The 17,396-nt window shown below is 62.5% G+C and carries 11 protein-coding genes and 2 pseudogenes; 1 reads left to right on the forward strand and 12 read right to left on the reverse strand.

The window, feature by feature from the left end; translation table 11 throughout:
- Nucleotides 1–156 precede the first annotated feature (156 nt).
- The 3 genes and pseudogenes from K8U03_02100 to K8U03_02110 all read right to left on the reverse strand — a co-directional run bounded on the left by K8U03_02100 (nt 157) and on the right by K8U03_02110 (nt 4,124).
- Nucleotides 157–2,136, reverse strand: a complete 1,980-nt coding sequence (locus K8U03_02100; GenBank protein MCE9603676.1) for a helicase — start codon at nt 2,134–2,136, stop codon at nt 157–159.
- A 236-nt stretch (nt 2,137–2,372) separates the two neighbouring features.
- Nucleotides 2,373–3,482 (reverse strand): annotated as a pseudogene (gene thiS, locus K8U03_02105) (sulfur carrier protein ThiS).
- A 135-nt stretch (nt 3,483–3,617) separates the two neighbouring features.
- Nucleotides 3,618–4,124: a hypothetical protein gene (locus K8U03_02110; GenBank protein MCE9603677.1), complete on the reverse strand. Its 507-nt coding sequence runs from the start codon at nt 4,122–4,124 to the stop codon at nt 3,618–3,620.
- A 312-nt stretch (nt 4,125–4,436) separates the two neighbouring features.
- Between K8U03_02110 and K8U03_02115 the strand changes: the two are divergent.
- Nucleotides 4,437–5,472: pseudogene (locus K8U03_02115) on the forward strand (Gfo/Idh/MocA family oxidoreductase).
- Between the two features lie 31 nt (nt 5,473–5,503).
- On the opposite strand, the gene K8U03_02120 reads toward K8U03_02115, so the two are convergent.
- From K8U03_02120 to K8U03_02160, 9 genes are all read right to left on the reverse strand, one after another.
- Entirely contained in the window at nt 5,504–6,022 is a 519-nt protein-coding gene (locus K8U03_02120; GenBank protein MCE9603678.1) for a biopolymer transporter ExbD, read from the reverse strand.
- Nucleotides 6,023–6,122: 100 nt separating this feature from the next.
- Nucleotides 6,123–6,620 carry a biopolymer transporter ExbD gene (locus tag K8U03_02125; protein MCE9603679.1) on the reverse strand — a complete coding sequence of 166 codons (498 nt, stop codon included), beginning with the start codon at nt 6,618–6,620 and terminating at the stop codon, nt 6,123–6,125.
- An 84-nt stretch (nt 6,621–6,704) separates the two neighbouring features.
- Nucleotides 6,705–7,148 carry a biopolymer transporter ExbD gene (locus K8U03_02130; protein ID MCE9603680.1) on the reverse strand — a complete coding sequence of 148 codons (444 nt, stop codon included), beginning with the start codon at nt 7,146–7,148 and terminating at the stop codon, nt 6,705–6,707.
- Nucleotides 7,149–7,354: 206 nt separating this feature from the next.
- A complete protein-coding gene (locus K8U03_02135) occupies nt 7,355–8,263 on the reverse strand; it encodes a MotA/TolQ/ExbB proton channel family protein (GenBank protein MCE9603681.1) in 909 nt (302 codons plus the stop codon).
- 240 nt (nt 8,264–8,503) lie between these two features.
- Nucleotides 8,504–9,580: a tetratricopeptide repeat protein gene (locus tag K8U03_02140; protein ID MCE9603682.1), complete on the reverse strand. Its 1,077-nt coding sequence runs from the start codon at nt 9,578–9,580 to the stop codon at nt 8,504–8,506.
- Between the two features lie 90 nt (nt 9,581–9,670).
- A complete protein-coding gene (locus tag K8U03_02145) occupies nt 9,671–12,919 on the reverse strand; it encodes a hypothetical protein (protein MCE9603683.1) in 3,249 nt (1,082 codons plus the stop codon).
- 539 nt (nt 12,920–13,458) lie between these two features.
- Entirely contained in the window at nt 13,459–14,568 is a 1,110-nt protein-coding gene (locus K8U03_02150) for a hypothetical protein (protein ID MCE9603684.1), read from the reverse strand.
- 39 nt (nt 14,569–14,607) lie between these two features.
- Entirely contained in the window at nt 14,608–16,842 is a 2,235-nt protein-coding gene (locus K8U03_02155; protein MCE9603685.1) for a VWA domain-containing protein, read from the reverse strand.
- 42 nt (nt 16,843–16,884) lie between these two features.
- On the reverse strand, nt 16,885–17,391 hold the full coding sequence (locus K8U03_02160) for an RNA polymerase sigma factor (GenBank protein MCE9603686.1): 507 nt from the start codon (nt 17,389–17,391) through the stop codon (nt 16,885–16,887).
- Between the last annotated feature and the right edge of the window lie 5 nt (nt 17,392–17,396).

The following is a 17,396-nucleotide window of genomic DNA, read 5'->3' on the forward strand; positions in this document are numbered from 1 at the left end:
TCAAATCACAAACCGAGGCTTCTGCTTCCGCGTTTGAAGTTTCGTCTGCTTGGGAATTCGTTTGTAATTTGTCTTTTGGAGTTTGGAATATTGCTCGACTTTAGAACCGATCGCGCAGAAACGGGGACATGACGTTCCCCGCTCGCCTCAGAGGTTCTACCCGAACTCTTCTCCATCGGTCGCCGTCGCCCGATCCGCTCGTTCCACCACCACCTTCGCGGGCGGCAGCGAGTTCAAGAACACCTTCCCGTAGCGTTTCGTTCGCACGCGTGGGTCGAGGATCACGACGCTCCCGCGATCGCGCGCGCTGCGGATCAAGCGGCCGAAGCCTTGCTTGAGTTTCAGCACCGCCTCGGGAAGCGAGTAGTCCATAAATGGATTGCCGCCGGCTTCCTTGATCGCTTCCAACCGCGCTTCGAGCAACGGCCGGTCGGGTACGGCGAACGGCAGCTTCGTGATGATCACCGTTTGCAAAGCGTCGCCCGGCACGTCGACTCCTTGCCAGAAGCTATCGGTGCCGAGCAGCACGCCGCGCGGGTTCTCCTTGAAGCGTTCGACCATCGTCGAGCGGGGCACGCCGTCGGCCTGGGAATACAACGCGAGGTTCTCTTCGGCGAGCCAGCCCGAGAGACGCGAGGCCGTTTCGCGCAGCATTTCGTAGCTCGTGAACAGCACGAACGCATGCCCGTCGGTGCGGGCAACGTATCGCTTGATCATCTCCACGGCCGAGCGCTGGTAGTCGGCGGCGCGCTCCGTCGGGTCGGGCATGCCGTCGAGCAAGATGATCTGCGCTTGCTCCTTGTAATTGAACGGGCTCCCGAGCTCCAGCGTGTCGACTTGCGTCAGGCCGACGCGGGTCTTGAAGTAGTCGAACGCTTTCGAGTCGGCGTCTCTGCCGCCCGACGCCGGGCGGACGGTGAGCGTGGCGCTCGTCATGATGACGGTCGGCACTTGTTGAAACAGATGCTCGCGCAACAACGCGCCGACGTCGAGCGGCGCGGCGTTCAAAGTCGTGCGCGGGCGACGGCCTTGCGTTTGTTCGATCCAGTAGACGCCGCCGGCGAGGGCCTGCTTCGTCCAAGCTTCGATCTGGCCCGAGAGCCCCATGAGCCGATCGGCCGCCGAGGCGACATCTTGCTTCTCTTCGACTTCGGTGAGGCCGTCGCCGATCCGGCGGACGAGCTTCGAGAGCTTTTGCAGAGCAGGGGAGAGCCCGTTGCGGACGATCTCGGGCTGCCGCACGCGTCCGTTGCCGACGGCGTGGCGATTGCGCCACACGGCGACCGACTCGAAGAACTCGTCGGTCGAAAAGCGACAGTCGAGCACCGCCTGCTGCGCGTCGCTCGCGCGATGATGCACGAGCAGGCCGCGGTTGGTGCGGTCGTTGTAGAGCTTGTTGAGTTGGTATTCGATCGAGCCGCTCGATACGCCGAGCCCCATGTGGTCGCCCGCGACCGCTTCGAGCGTGTGGGCCTCATCGAAGACGACGCAGTCGTAGTCGGGCAGAATGCTCGCCCCCTGCATGCGGAGCGAGAGGTCGCTGAAAAAGAGCGCATGGTTGACGATCAACAGCTGCGCATTAGCGACGCGTCGCCTTGCGCGGTAGTAGAAGCAGTTGTCGTACGTCGGGCAGCCGCGGCCCATGCAGTTGGTATGTTCGCTTTGAGCTTCGTCCCAGACTTGCGAGAGCGGTTTGAAATCGAGATCGGAAAGAGAGCCGTCGCCGGTGGCTTGCGACCAGGAGGAGAGAGCCCGAAGCTGGTCGAACTCGTTGTCGTCGTGAAAGAGCGAGCTCGCGCGCTTGATCGCGTTTTGCATCCGCCGCAGGCTCAGGTAGTTGCTCCGTCCTTTCACGAGCACGGCCGAGAACTCGAGCGGGATCACGGCATTCAAGAACGGAATGTCCTTCTCGATCAGCTGTTCTTGCAGGCTGATCGTATGCGTGCTGACGACGATGCGCCGGTGCCGCGGCTCGCCGTCGGAAGGCTCGTTGTTGGCTTCGCCGCCGCTCTGCTCTCCTTGTGCGACGGCGAGAATCGCCGGGACCAAGTAAGCGAAGCTCTTGCCGACGCCCGTGCCCGCTTCGACGACGAGATGCCGGCGCTTCGTGATCGCCCGCTCGACCGCTTCGGCCATCGCCGACTGCTCGGGCCGATGCTCGTAGTGCTTCAGTCGCGCGGCGATCCGGCCGTCGGGACCGAGAATGGAAGCAGGGGTGAGCATGAGGGGCGGTGGTCAGTGGTCGGTTGTCAGTGGTCAGAGAAGACAGTTAAAAACCGGAGCGACCGCTTACGACCCGGCGCCGGTGCCGTCGCGTCGCTTGCGGGTTCGCGAACGCTCGATGCCTTACCGAGTCTCCCCTCTCGGCGACGCTAGCGCGCTTTCGACGGCGCAATGATTCCTTCATCCGGGCTCGAGGCCGTGGCGTAAAGCTTCTTCGGGATCCGGCCGGCTTGCGCCGCCCAGCGGCCGGCTTCCGTCGCCGCTCGCATCGCGCGGGCCATCAGGTGCGGATCGCGGGCATGGGCCACGGCCGTGTTCAAGAGCACGCCGTCGACGCCGAGCTCCATCGCAAACGCCACGTCGCTCGCCGTGCCGACCCCCGCATCGACGATCACCGGATAGTCCGGATCGCCGTCCTTCAAGTATTCCAAGCAGATGCGAATGTTGTTGGCGTTGAGCACCCCTTGGCCGGAGCCGATCGGGCTGCCGGCCGGCATCACGCTCGTGGCGCCGGCTTGCTTCAAGCGTTTCGCGGTGATCGGATCGTCGGTCGTGTAGCAAAGGACTTGGAACCCTTCGGCGACGAGCCGCTCCGTGGCTTCGAGCGTCGCGATCGGGTCGGGCAGCAGCGTCTTCGTATCGCCGAGGACTTCCAGCTTCACCCAATCGGCGCCGGGGTTCTCGAGCCCGAGCAAGATCTCGCGCCCCATGCGGGCCGTGCGAATCGCGTCGTCGGCGGTGAAGCAGCCGGCGGTGTTCGGCAGGAGCGTATAACGCGCGAGGTCGATGTGATCGAGGATGTTGCGGCCTTGCGAGTCGATCAGGCGCTCGCGGCGCACGGCGACCGTGATGCAATCGGTGCCGGAGAGTTCGAGGCATTCGGCCATCACGGCGTAGCTGGAATACTTGCCGGTGCCGACGATGAGCCGACTCTTGAGCAGATGCGTGCCGATGCGCAGTCCGGCTTCGTGCGCGGCCGGTTGCGAAGAGGGGGGCGGAGTCGGAGCGATACTCATACTGTTTCCCTTGCCGATTGATGCGAGCGTCTAGCCGCCGCCGACCAGCGTGACGATTTCCAAGCGATCTCCCGCGGCGAGCCGACGCTCGGCGTGCCGCGCGCGCGGAACGAGCTCGAGGTTGACTTCGACGGCGCAGTGCCGCGGCTCGACCTTCAACTCGGCGAGCAGTTCGGCCACGGTCGTTTCCGCGGCGACCGCTTTCGTTTCGCCGTTGACGACGATCGTGCAACTCGCAGCCATGTCGTCCTTTCGTCAGGTCGGCCCGTGCGCCGAAGATAAAGAGCAATCGCCGCTAAAAAAAGAGCCTAGCGTCGGAGGCCGAATGCCGCCGACGCCAGGCATTTTACAGTCGTAAGCTTGCGCCGCCGAATGGGTTTAGCGAACGATCGGTTGGCGGAACGGGCCGACGAACAACGGCACGAACTCCAGCTCGATTCCGCCGTTGCTGTTGGTCAGCGCGCCGCGGTTGAACGGCAGCACGTAGCAAGCCATCCGGCCGCTATTCACTTCCGCGATATACACCACGCACTGGGCATACTGCATGCTCCCTTGCGGACGAACTTCCATATCGCCGGTCACCATGAGGAACTTCATGGCCTTCGAGGCGTCGAGCTCGAGGTGCTTGAGCACGTTGATCGCGTAGGTGAAACCGATCCCGCGCTTATACGGATTGACGACGGCACCCTTGAGGTCGCCGGTCAACATATCGAGAAAGAAGACTCCTTCGATCTCGGCATCGACGTGTCCGGTGGCGATGGCGTAGTTATCCTGACGATCGGTTGCCACGGCATGTAGCGGCGCGTGCGGCAAGAAGCCGCCGATGACCAATCCGACGATCAGCCCGGCGCTGATCCAAATCCACTTCCGGCTCGACATGAACATAAGAGGGGCTCCTGTCCTGACGTGAATGCGAAGGCAACGTCGTTCATGGTAACGTTTTTTTCGCAGGTGAACAGCTTCGGGCCGCGCGAAGTTCGCCCCACGGTCGGCGGCTCGGCGAAAGCTTTGCGCCGCGCACCGGGCGCCGACTTGAGTTCGCCCGCGAGCGTGCTAAAACAGTGCCGTCGCTCGACCGACATCGCCTCGACGCACGGTCGAGCGACCGAGCCCCTCAAACCGACCACCGCCCCGGACTTCAGCGCAGGAATACGAACCCTTATGGCGACCAACGGCAATTTGAATCGAAAACTTCGCATGGCTTTGGTCGGCGGCGGCCAGGGCTCGTTCATCGGGCGCGTCCATTGCACGGCCGCGGTGCTCGACAATCGCGCAGCGCTCGTCGCCGGGGCGCTGTCGAGCGATCCGGCCCGAGCCAAGGCTTCGGCCGAAGACTACGATATCGCCGCGGATCGCGCTTATGGGTCGTATCGCGAGCTGATCGAGAAGGAACTCAAGCTGCCGGCCGACAAGCGAATCGACTTCATCTCGGTGGCGACCCCCAATCATACGCATTTCGAGATCGCCAAGGCCGCGGTCGAATCCGTTGGTGCGGCAGATGCGCGAGATGATCCTCGGCGGCGAACTCGGCGAGATCAACGCGATTCGCTCGAACTATATTCAAGGCTGGCTCCGGACGCGGCTCGAAAGCGAATCGCAGAAGCAAGCCGCTTGGCGAACCGACCCGACCAAGAGCGGCGCGGCCGGCTGCTTCGGCGACATCGGCACGCACGCCTACAACTTGGCCCGCTACACGACCGGCCTGCTCCCCGACTCGATCAGCTGCCGGCTCAGCACCTTCGCCGAAGGACGCAAGCTCGACGACTACGGGCACGCCGTCATTCGCTTCGAGAACGGCGCCATGGGCACCGTGACCGCTTCGCAGATCAGCCACGGCCGCGAGAACGATCTGGCGATCGAGATCGACGGCACGAAGGGGGCCTTGCAGTGGCGGCAAGAAGAGCCGAACCAACTCGTCTTCCGCCGCAACGGCCATGCCCATCAGATCTACACCCGCGCCGGCGGCCCTTACATTCACGGGCTCGCCGCGGCATCGTCGCGATTGCCGTCGGGGCATCCGGAAGCCTTCTTCGAGGCGTTCGCCAACGTCTATCGCTTCGCTTACGACGCGATGGCCGATCGGGCCGGCGGAAACAAAGTCGAGCAGATCAACACGATCTACCCGAACGTCAACGACGGGGTCGAAGGGATGTACTTCATCCAACAATCGGTCGACAGCAGCAAGCAAAACGGCGCATGGCTCCCGCTGAAGCACGAACGGGCCCGCCGCTAGAACTCGCCGGAAGCAGTGTTTCGGGTGGCGTTTACTTGGCGCGAGGCGCGAAGCTCACTTGTTTGACGAGCCGGCGGTAGTTGCCGTCGGCGTCGGTGGTTGCGGAGACCGCTGCGACGGCGTCGAGCACGTATTCGTAACACAAGAGATCGTCGGCGTGGATGAGCACCGCAGGTTCCGCTTGGCCCGCCGCGTGGGCTTGCGCGACTCTCCGTGCGACGAACTCGCTCAGCCGGCGGAACGATGCGGCCGATGGTTTACCGCCGGCCTGCGCGTCGCTTGAAGCGCCGGCCTGCGCATCGCTCGCGTAACGTAATTCGGCGAGGTTGCCGGCCGGGTCGGCGCGGAGCCGAAGATCGATGACGTCGGGCCGTTCGTGAAGCGACGGTGTGCGGTCTGCGGCCGGGAGCTTCAGTCGGAAGTCGCCTTCGACCGCGGCGACTTTGAACGTCATCAAGAAGAACGCCATCAGTTGGAACACGATGTCGATCAGCGGCGTCATCTGGACGTCGACTTTTTCCGGCGCGGCTACGCTACGACGTTCGGCCATGAGACCCTCGCTGGATGCAGGAGGGGCCGCGCTCCGACGAAGAAGGTCGAAGCGAAACGGAAGAGCGGCCCGAGAGATAAGTCGGGCCGGGGGGCGGAAGTTATTCCGCGCGGGGGGCGAACTTCACCTTCTTGGCGAGCTGCTGGTAGTTGCCGGCGGCGTCGCTCGTCGCACTCACGGCTTCGACCGTGGCGATGATGTTTTCGTAGCGCAACAGATCGTCGGCGTCGATTTGAATTTCCGGCTCTTCTTGACCGGCGTTGCGGGCATGGCTCACTTTGATTTCGATGAACTCGCGGAGCTTGCGGAACGGCGAAGGGATCGCCTTGCCGTTGATCGGCGCGCCGGCGTCGATCCGCAGATCGGCGAGCTCGCCGTTGGCGGTCGAGCGGAGCCGAACCGTGATCATTTCCGTTTGCGTGTTGGCCGCGCCCGCGCTCCGCTCGGCCTTCGGGAGCTTCATGTTGAAGTCTCCTTCGGTCGTCGCGACTTTGAACGTCATCAAGAAGAACGCCATCAGCTGAAACACGATGTCGATCATCGGCGTCATCTGGATATCGACTTTTTCGGGAGCTTTGACGTCGCGACGTTGAGGCATGGAACGCTCGATCGGAAAGGAAAGAAATCAGCGGACGGACACGAACACAAGCACCCGAGACGCAAGCAATCGAGATGAACGTCGTCAGTCGTTGACGGAGGCGGCTCTAAACGCGAACTTCTCGAATTCGAGATCCTGACACATTTCCAGCATTTCGCGGACGTACTTCGTCGCGCAGTTGCGGTCGGCGCGGATGATCACCGTGGCGTCTTGCGCCTTTACCCCGCTCTTGAGCAGAAACGACTTCTTCACGTTCAAGCGCTTGCGGATGACGGGCAAGCTCGTGAAGCCGTCGCCCGAATAGAGCACTTGGCCGAACGAGTCCATCTGGAGAACGATCGGATCTTCCGGCGGCGACTCCGGCGGAATCGCCAGGCGGCTCGCGGGGAGCTTGATCTCTTGGTTCGCCGAGTCGTCGGAGAAGTTGATCAGAATCATGAAGAACGCGATCAACTGAAACGTCATGTCGATCATCGACGTCATGTCCCCTTCGGCCGAGACGTCGACACCGCTTTTGATCTTAGGCATGCTGCGATCCTCTAAGGCCGGCGCTAGACGCTGCGCGGCGAGACGAAACCGAACGGGGAAACAATCAACCGAGGAAACCGAATCGACCGAGGGCCGGGCATCGTCGTTCGCTCGGAACGACGACGCCTGCCGATAGCCTGAAGGCTAAAGAGGACAACTTCCGACTTACTTCTCCGCCTTCACTCGGCGGCTTACTTCTCGACGGCTTACTTCTTCACCGTCTGGAAGCGGCTCATGAGCCCTTCGGAAATCGCACCGACGTCGTACAAGAACCGCGCGAGGCGATTCTTATAGATGCCGAACATGCAGATGGCCGGAATAGCGAGCCAGAGCCCGACGATCGTCGTGATGAGAGCCGTCGAAATACCGCCGGCGAGGCTCGCCGGATCGGGCGTCGTACCGGATTGTTCGATGACGCGGAAAGACGCGATCATCCCGTCGACCGTGCCGAGCAGCCCGACCATCGGCGCGATCGAGCCGATGAGCGCGATGTAGCTGAGGCGGTGTTCGAGCTTCATGGCTTCGTCGCTACCGGCTTCGTTCATCGCTTCTTCGGCGGCATCGTAACCGGATTGCAGCTTCGACATGCCGGCGGCGAGCAACGCGCCGAGGAACGACTCGTCGGCCTTCGCCATTTCGTAGGCCCCTTGGTAGTTCTTCTCGTTGAGCGCGGCTTCGAAGTTCTGCGACAACGCTTCCGGCATGATCGCGCTGCGGCGCAAGGCCAAGCCGTTGAGAATGACGAGCGCCACGAACGTAAACGACAGAGCCAAGAAGATCACGGTGTACAGGATCCCGAGCGAACGGTAGTAGTACGCCAAGAGGGACTCGTTCTTGAGTTCTTCGATCTTCTTCTCCTTCGCGAGTTGCTCGGGCGTCTTACCGGCGGCCGACGAAGTCGACGGCGCAGCCGGAGCGGCCGGGGCGGCGGCTTCCGCGTCGGGAGCCGGAGCCGCTGCGGGAGCGGCGGCCGGAGCGGCTGCGGCATCGGGATCCGCGGCCGGAGCTTGAGCCGAGGCCGATTGCACGCTCAACCACGCGCCGCACACGGCGACCAACATCGCCGAAACGACTAACCGACATAACGACCAACGAGAAACGACGCGAACGAGCATGACGACGGCCTCCGCAATAAAGCGAATGTAGGGGATCGGAGCGGGGGGAAAATGATTCTGCGAACGGTTCGCTGCGAGCCCCGGCGGGGAGCGAAGACGAAGCGTCTTAAATGCCGAATGAAGGCGAAAAGTTCAGTCTAATTGCAGTTCTTCGTACTGTAAAGGAAGCGAAGCGAGGCAAACCGGGGTTTCCTGCCGCAGCGGGCGCTCGGGCCGATACAACCGGCCCGAGCCCAGGCCTTAGGCAGGCTTTTTCTTCGTCAACCAAGGGGTGCCGGGATAGAGCCGATTGAGCCGGGTGAGGCATTCTTGGCCCCGTTCGTTCTTCCCGATTTCGGTCCAGAGGTTCGAGAGGTTCCAGAGCGCTTCGGCATGGGCCGACGGCACGCTCGCGTAGAGGACATCGACGTGCAGGAAGGCCAGCAGGGCCGCCTTCTTGCCGTCCGGCTTGGCGTTGTAGCAGTTGCCGAGCGTCACGTAGGCCAAGGCCTGCAATTCCGATTCTTCCGGGTTCAGGTTCGCGATGACCGTTCCTTCGAGTTCCTTGATCGCTTCGTCGTACTGGCCGACCGCCGACTGGCATTGCGTGCGACCGAGCACCGCGGCGAAGCGTTGGCTTTCGGCCGAGCTCCCCTTTTGCGTCATCGGGTTGAACGGAATCTTCAACACTCCCTCGAACGCCGCTTGCGCTTGAGGGAAATTCTTCTGCGTCACCAGGGCTCGTCCGCGGGCCACGCCGGCGCGCATCTTCATGTCGTCGAACGGCGAGGCTTCCAACTCGGCGTAGCACTTCAAAGCGTCGTCGACTTTATTCAACGCGACGAGCAAGTCCCCCATCACTTCCTGACCTTGCAGATAGTGGTAGCTGTCCTTCTGGCCGTTGACGAACGTATACATCGCCGTGCCGGCGGCATCGACCTTACCGGCTCCGCGCAGCGCCATGCGGGCCTGAGCGAGCGCCGCGTAGAACTCGTAGTCTTGCTTGATTTCCTTGCGCGTGATCGTTTCCCGCTTGACCCTGCCGAGTTGCGTGAGGGCGCTTTGATCGCCGCCGTTCTTCAGGGCGCTACGCGCGAGGTTGATTTCCGTCGGCTCCCCCTCGAACTGAATCGAATCGATTTCGTTCGTGGGGACCTTCGTCAGAACTCCTTGTACGTCGATCGTCACTTCCGTCGCGTTCACGGTCTTCACCGCGCCGGCCACGCGCGGCACGTTGCCCATCTTGCGAATCGAATCGAGAGCCGAGGCATCGTCGACGAGGCCGAGACAGAACAGAGAGAAGCAGACCACCGAGGCCGCACAGCGAACGAACTTCATAACACGACTCCTAGCAAAACGTATGTTGATATTTTCGGTTGTGATCGAGAGTTTTATTTCCGGCGAACTCAAGGCGCTTCGCGCACCGCGCTATTGCGTGAGTGCCTTCGTCGCCTTGTCGTTCAGGTCCTTATACTTCGGCTTCCACTCGACGCCCCCCATGTCGGGATCGTAGTCTTTCGTGTTTTCGATCGAATACGTCACGCTGTTGAGCAGCTTCGAGCGTTCGGCCGGCGTGGCGGCTACGAGGGCGTTTTGGTAGTAGCACAACGCCATGTTGTAGCGGCCGACATGGAAGAGCCGGCGGTAAGCCGTGTGTTGCTGCTTCGCTTCCTCGAAAGCCGCTAGGTCTTTTTGGTACTTCGCTTTGACGTCGGCGGCGGCTGCATCCGCGGGGGCCTTCGGTGCCACCGGCGGTTGGAATTGCGGGATGCGCCGCATGGTGTCGGCGATGCGCTTCCAACCCCAGATGATGTTCTCTTTCGTTTTCGGATCCGGCCGCGAGCCTTCGATGGCCCGGGCGAACATCAGCGGCTCTTTGTTGTTGACGGCGCGAGCCACGAGCGTCTCGGCCGCTTCGACCTGGGCTTCCATCAGATTGCGGCGACCGAGCAGCACGTCGGCCAAGGCGTTGACCGATTCGACGTAGTTCGACGCGCGACGCATGGCGCGAGCCTTGCGCAGCTTGACGATGAGTTGCGCGTCGGAGTTCGCTTCGGTCAGAGGTGCGAGCTGGTCGTCGATCTCGCTGGAGCGTTTGAGCAAGTCGACGGCCGTCGTACGATCTTCGGCCGAGACTTCTTTTTGATCCAGCAGATCGCTGCCGAGCTTATACAAGTTCTCGGAGGCCCAATTCGCGTTCTGGAAGTACATCGTCTTCTTGTCGGTCGGCAATTGGTTGTATTGCTCGACCGCCGGGAGATACGCTTTTTTCACCTCGCCGAGGAAGAAGGCGAAACCCTTCGACGACTTCTTGATCCCCTCGATGTTCTTCGTCGAGCGATTTTGCTCGATCTGCTTTTCGAGCCGCAGCGCGAGGTTCAGATAGGTGCCCGCGAGTTGTTCCTTCGTGTCGCCGCCGGCTCCGGCTTTCGCCATCAACGCGTCGAGCTCCGGAGTCAGCTTTTGCGCTTCGTCCACTTTGTCGTTGAGGATGTAGGCCTGCAGCGCGAGCTTATACGCTTCGATCGGAATCGGGGCGACCGTCGCGGCGGGGTTCTTCGCCGCGTTGCGCACCAAGGTGAGCAAGCCCAGCTTCGGGTCTTCGAGAATCTCAAGCGCCTTGGCGTTTTGCCCCAGTGCGATGCGCGTCTCGCACAAGAAACGCAGCGCATCGGCATGCTGCACGGTGAGCTTCTCGACGGCGTCGAGCTTCGGGCGTTCCCGTTCGATCGCCTTTTCCAAGATCGCGTTGGTCTGCACGGCTAGGTTTTGCATATCGGCGGCCGGCATCTTCGTCGGCGCACCGTCGTCGATCCCCAGTTGCTCGCTGTAGAGCCCCCAGAGGGTACCGGCGGCTCGCATTTCCGCATCGGAACGGATCGCCGCGGTTTCTTGAATGCTCCCTAGAGCCAGCAAGATGTCGGGCAGGTTCTTTTCGTTGATCGCGATGGCGAGCAGGATATTCCAGGCGTCGTCGGCCTCTTTCTCTCCCTTCCAGCGCTTCGTGATCTCCGAAGCGATCGAGTACATCTTCTTCCGATCGAAGGCCGCATCGAATGGCTTCTTGTTTTCCAGCAACAACTGTTGGTTGTTTTGATATTCGTTGACGTAGCCGGCCAACGCGATTTGCGCCGCCGAACGGGCACCGCCGCTATTCGGGTAGAACTTCAACAAGAACTCGCCCATCACGGCCGGCTCGTACGTCTTCCCCTGCGTATACATGAGATAGCAGATGTAGTAGCGGACGATGTTGCGATCGTCGAAGCTCGTATTTTCGTCGGCCAGCGTAACGGCCTTCGCGAACATCGTCAGCGCGCCGTCGCGAGCCGTGTTAGCTTCCTTCTGCTTCGCCGCTTGGATCGCCGGATCGGTCGCCTTCTGCGCTTCAGCCACGGCGGCGGAGAACTTCGTCATCTCCTCCGTGCCGCGGTTTTGAGCTTCGAGAAACGTCCGGGGTTCGCGGTTCGGGTCGACGTTCGAGCCGATCTCTTTCAACAACGCGCGGGCCAAGTCTTGATACTCGCCCGTCGCACTCGCCACGACTTCCGCATAGTCGGCCGCATGGTCGAGGGCCCGTTGCTTCTTCGTCGCTTCTTCTCCCTTGGCACCGGCCGGAAACGTGCCGGACCACAACTTATTGGCGACCGCGCCGTAGTAGCGCACGGCGAGCCATTCGGGACGCGAGAGCTCTTCGTTGCTCGAGCCCCGGATGAATTCTTCGGCCTGGATGGCCGCGAGCTCGTACAGCTTTTCCGTTTCGGCGGTCCAGCATTGCAGCGACAAGTACAAGGCGCTGGCCTTATACGGACGGAGCGACTTGAGATCGTCGGGCTGGCCCAAGAGATCGTTGTACAGGCCGAGAGCGCGCTTCGTATCCTTCAACTCTTGGTAGCACTGGCCTTCTTGCAAGCGCGCTGCGAGGCCGGCGATGAGCGTGCGATAGTCTTTGTAGATCGAGCCGTATTTCTCGGCCGCCGTGAGGAGGGCTTTCTTCCATTCGGGCGATTGATCGACGAATGTGCGCGACTTCTCGTACAGCCCCTTGGCGTGGAACATGTGGGCCTGGATCAAGTCTCCTTTGGCCCGTTCGCGCAGAGCGACGCGCGGATCGTCCGGCGTCATGAATTTCGGAAACGTCTGTAAGAGCTTGGCGAACTTCTCTTCGGCTTGGAGGAAGACCTTTTCCGATTCGTCGAAGAACTTGCGGGCTTCTTCCATCAGCGCCGGTTTTTGCTTCTCGAACTCCGGTCGCACCGCTTGTTCGACTTTGGCCCGACCTCGCTCGACGAGCACGGCCCCCATTTGCGTCTCGGCGCCCGGAGCTTGCGGGTGCGACGGGTTCGCGGCGACGAACTCTTGGAACTTCGCCTTCGCGCCGTCGAGCAGCTTCTCGCGCACGACGTTGTCGCGCTCGCTGCGCGAAGCTTCGAGGTTCGTGCGCGCCGCTTCGAAGGGGATCATCTGTCGCTGCGTCTCGGTGAGCAGCGGGCTCTTGACCATCGCATCGAGATAGTCGATCGCGACGTCGTAGTAGCCCTTCTGCCGCAGCCCTTGGAGGAAGTTTTCGTATTCCTCGACGGCATAGAGCGTCGGCGCTTGCGTTAGGCCGAGCGCGAGAGCCACCGGAGCGCCGCGGAACATTCTCAAACCGAGCATTCTAAAACCGATTCGTTTCATCCGTATCTTCCTTCCGTAGCTTCCATTCCTCGTTGCCACGCAGTGGGCTCCGTTCGTGCTTCGACCGAAGCGACGAACAACACCGAGCGTGGCGAACGACGAGAGAACTATGTGAATGCTGGAACAGTTAATTCGGAACTAAAAGCAAGTCGTGAGCGTCGAACCTCTTCGATGACTCCTGCGTCGGATCGATGCGCTCGAAGGGCCGATGCCGTCCGAACGAAACGAGCTGCGAGGGTGTTACCGAACAGGGGTAGAATCGTGCAAGAAAAGGGAGCGGGCGGAAGCGGAATTTCAGACGAGTGAACACCGAGAAAGAACTTCGACGAGATGGGTCGCGTGCGACGCCGGAACAGCGGTCCCGAGCGGCGCGACGAGAATCACACATCAGCTTATAAGCCGTTTTTCACGTAATCAAGCAGGAGCCTTCGTAATTCATGATTTCGTCGCTAGGGGCCGCCGCACGCGGGCGACTTCGAGCTCGCCACGGCCGGCGCCGATGCGTCGGCCGCTTCAGGTTGCGGCAGTGTTCATTGCTGCTAGTTGCTTTTGCCGCCGGCCCCGTCGAGGTCGATCAGAAGTTGGTCGGCCGCGGCTTGGTAAGGGCCCGGCTTTTTCGTCAGCGGCTCGGCATGCGTCCGAGCTTTGACGAGCCACGCCCCCCGATCCGCCGGCGAAGGCTTCTTCTTTTTGTCCATCGCAGCCAACAAGTAGCCTCGGGCGGTGAAGTACCGCACGGCTTGCCACTCGGGCCACGACTCTTCTTCGTGCGGGAGGTGGGTTAAATATTCCTCCCCCTGAGAAAAAGCCAATTCGTACAGCTTTTCCTGTTCGGTCGTCCAGCATTCGAGCGACAAATACATCGCCGCGACCCGCATCCGATGCAGAGGCTTGATCTCGTCGGGCTGCGTTAACAGATCGTTATACAGCCCGAGAGCGCGGCGCGGCTCGCCGAGGTTCTTGTAGCACATCCCTTGCTTCAGGCGAGCCATGAGCCCGGCGATGAGCGTGCGATAGTCTTTGTAGATCTGCTCGTACCGATCGGCGGCGGCTTGATAGTTCTCGCGCGCTTCCGACGATTCCAGGGGGTACGTCCCGGCGAGTTCTTCGAGCACGCCGGCTTGATACATCAGCGCTTGCATCAGGTCTCCGCGCAACCGATCGCGGCGGCGCGTCTCGGCTTCCGACATCCCCTCCTTCGGAAACTTCGAGAACGACCGGAGCCGATTTTGAAACTGATCGATCACGGTCGTGAAGAGTTTCTCGGCGGCGCGAAACCGCTGCCGGGCAAGATCCAACAGCGCATCCCGATCGGCCGGAGCTTCCACTTGCCGAGCGTCCGAGGCATCGGCTTTGCCGGCGGTCGTTAGGACGACCCCCAACTGCATCTCGGCATACGGCGCATTGATGTGGGTCGGGTTCTCTTTCAGGAATTCTTCGAGCAGCGTTTGCGCTTTGAGCAACAGTTTCTCACGCTGCGCTGTTTCCAGCGCGGTCATCGAGGAATGCACCAGCGCTCGAGCTTCCGTCACGACTTGCGGCACGGCATCGGGAACGTTTCTCGATTCCGCGGTGTCGCCCGCTTCGCCGGCGGCGCGCAGCGCTACTAAGTCGAACACGCCGGTACCGCCGATTACGACGACGAGCATCGCAAACTTCCGAACGAAGCTTCCCACCAACTTGTGCATCTAACGAATTCCCCGTGTCGGAGCGCGTCGGGCCGGTAAGCGTTGCATCTGGAGAACCAGTTCGCGCCACGGAGCGGCTCCGCGCACGATTCCCGTTCTTTCCAAACGAACGGCCCATTGTAGCACCTCGTCCGGCGCGACGTTATCGCCCCACGGCGAGTTTCGCAGGCGGGCCGCGACGGCCGTGGCGATCGTCGCCAGTTGCAATTGCGGCGGGGATTTATCGAACGTTCCCCCGAGCATCGCGCGGGTGATTTTCTGGGTCGCCTCTTGCGCCGAGCCGTCCGCGGGGTCTTGCCAGCGCAGCACGGCGGTCGCCGCCAACGGATCTTTCCCCCCGTTGAATTGCACCTCATAGAGCAAGGTTCCCGTCTGACCGGCGTTCAGATCGATCTCGACGGGATGGGGGGCGAGCCCCGTCACGGCCGTCGGTTCGTGCCCGACCAAGCGATAGGCGACGACGGTTTGCGGGTTGAAGGTCACCGTGAGCGAGGCCCGTTTGGCGACCGTCTGGCTCCGGCCTCCGAGGGCTTCGAGCAAGGCGCTCCGCATCCGTTCGCCGGTGTCGGCCGCAAAGACCCGACCGCTTCGCCGCCGGACGAGCCCGTCCCAGGCCGTGGCCTCGGGCTCATTGCGCACGTCGATCAGATCGAAGCCGAGCTGCCGCGCAGCCGAAGTCTTGAGGAGTTGCTCGACGAGATAAATTCCGTCGGCGTTGGTCTCGTCCAAGGCGTCGCTCACGACGACGACGCGCCGCTCCATGTTCTTCGGCGGCTCTCGTCGTCCGGCGACGGCGATCGTCTGGAGAACTCCTTCCGCGAGGTTTCCTCCGCCGTCGGCGTGCAGCCAATCGACTGCCGCCAATAGTTGCTCGAGCTCGGCTCGGCCGGCATCTTCGACGACGACGGGATTCGCTCCCCCCAGCGCGACGAGCGTCAACCGATCCGTAGCGCTCAGGCTTTCGATGAGCGTCTTCAACGCCCGCTTCGCCATCGCCAGCTTGCCGCCGACGCGCATACTTTCGGTCACGTCGATGCCGATCGTCAGGTGCATCGGCTTGCGCGCCGCAGCCGGCAACTCGCGGGCCTGCACCGACAGTTGCAACAGCCGACTGATCCGTTCCGGGTCGGCCGGGTTCACCGGCATCGGGTTCGGAGTCGCCGGAGCTTGTGCCGCCGCACCGGTCGGGCTCCAAGGAGCGATGGCGCCGGCGACGTATAACCGCGCGGACTTATCGCTGGGTCGACCGTAGCCGAAGTCGACCGCTGCGAGGAAGTCTTCCGGTCGCGCTTGATCGAACGTCGGCCATTCGCCGGCGGCGAGCGCAGCGCGGACCGCTTCGTAGCCGGCCGTGTCGTGCGACAGCGGCACGATCGAAGTCGGGAACTCGCGCGTCGACACCGACGGGAAGATGCCGTAGTCGAGCAAGAACTTTCGGTCGCCGGCATTGAGCCGCGCATCGATCCCGCGCGGTTTGCGCAGGGCAGGGCGGGCCAAGTCGGGGAGCGTGTCCGCAGGGCGCGCGCCGCGCACATCGCCGGCGTCGGGCAAGGTCCCCATCGCCCAAGCGACCGATTGAAAGATATCGGCCCGACCCGAGCGGGCGGCCGAAAGTCGACGCCGATCGGCATCGCGAATCCGGGTGTATTCCGTTTCGATCGGCTCGGCGGCGGTCGCCGTCAGCGGGCTCGACGCAGCGATCGCAACGGGGGAAATATCCCGATATTCGTTCGGAGTCGCACGCTTCGGCACATGCAACTCTTCGACCCCTTGCTCTCGCGGCGAGACGTCGACCACGCTCGAAGCGATGAACGGAGCAGGGCCGAGCCGAGTGCCGAACAGGCTCCCGTAGTGGGCGACGAAGAGAGCCGCTTCCCAAGTAGCCAACAACAGAAACAGCGCCGCCATCGTGAGCATGCGCCGCACGGCGATCGGCCGGCGCGCGGCGATCGACCGCAAGCGATAGTGCAAGCCCCAAGGGATCGTCACGGCGCGCAGACGAGCGTCGAACGCAGCCTCGCCGGCTTGCGCTGCCGCAGTCGCCGCTTGCTCTTCGGCGACGACGGCCCCGAGCCGCGCGTGCAGCCCGCCCGGCACGGGCACGGCGAGCAGTTGCCGTTCGAGCGGGTCGACCTCATCGACGATGCTCGACAACCGCGCGTGCCACGCACGCGGCACGCGCACTTGGCGCAGCAGCGCGTCGAGTTGGTCGTCGGATCGAGGTTCGGCCGGCATGATAATTCGGTTTACTGAAGAATCGAGGTACGAAGGAAGCGGTTAAACGGAGTGCTTGTGCGCGGCTTGCAGCAACTCGCGCAAGCGGTTGCGGGCCCGACTGACGCGCGACAGAACCGTGCCGATCGGAATGCCCAGCAGGTCGGCGGTCTCTTGATGCGTCAGTTCGCCGACGACGACGAGGAGCAACGTCTCGCGCAAGTCGGCATGGAGTCGTTCGAGCGCATGTTGCATGTCGTCGGTGTATTGGTCGTCGATCGGATCGGCATCGTGAACGGCGAGCGTGTCCAGTTCGTCGCCGCCGGTTCGTTCGCCCGAGTCGCGACGTCGCCAGCGATCGACGGCCCGTCGGCGGAGGATCGACATCAGCCAGGCGCGGTCGCCACGGTCGGCTTCGTAGCGCTCGCGGCTTTTCCAGACCGAACGAAACGTTTCCTGCACGACATCCTCGGCGGCATGCGCGTCCCCCATCAGCCGATAGGCGGTGCGATACAATGCATCGCCGTGCTCGCCGATCAGCCGATTGAACTCCGCCTGTGCTAGTGCCAAGTCGC

The sequence above is a fragment of the Planctomycetia bacterium genome (assembly GCA_021413845.1).
In the GTDB taxonomy this organism is placed as follows: Bacteria; Planctomycetota; Planctomycetia; order Pirellulales; family PNKZ01; genus PNKZ01.

Coding starts and splice junctions, on each gene's coding strand:
- K8U03_02100 (MCE9603676.1), bottom strand. CDS start 2,136: ATGGCCGAAGCGGTCGAGCGGGCGATCACGAAGCGCCGGCATCTCGTC.
- K8U03_02110 (MCE9603677.1), bottom strand. CDS start 4,124: ATGTTCATGTCGAGCCGGAAGTGGATTTGGATCAGCGCCGGGCTGATC.
- K8U03_02120 (MCE9603678.1), bottom strand. CDS start 6,022: ATGGCCGAACGTCGTAGCGTAGCCGCGCCGGAAAAAGTCGACGTCCAG.
- K8U03_02125 (MCE9603679.1), bottom strand. CDS start 6,620: ATGCCTCAACGTCGCGACGTCAAAGCTCCCGAAAAAGTCGATATCCAG.
- K8U03_02130 (MCE9603680.1), bottom strand. CDS start 7,148: ATGCCTAAGATCAAAAGCGGTGTCGACGTCTCGGCCGAAGGGGACATG.
- K8U03_02135 (MCE9603681.1), bottom strand. CDS start 8,263: ATGCTCGTTCGCGTCGTTTCTCGTTGGTCGTTATGTCGGTTAGTCGTT.
- K8U03_02140 (MCE9603682.1), bottom strand. CDS start 9,580: ATGAAGTTCGTTCGCTGTGCGGCCTCGGTGGTCTGCTTCTCTCTGTTC.
- K8U03_02145 (MCE9603683.1), bottom strand. CDS start 12,919: ATGAAACGAATCGGTTTTAGAATGCTCGGTTTGAGAATGTTCCGCGGC.
- K8U03_02150 (MCE9603684.1), bottom strand. CDS start 14,568: ATGCTCGTCGTCGTAATCGGCGGTACCGGCGTGTTCGACTTAGTAGCG.
- K8U03_02155 (MCE9603685.1), bottom strand. CDS start 16,842: ATGCCGGCCGAACCTCGATCCGACGACCAACTCGACGCGCTGCTGCGC.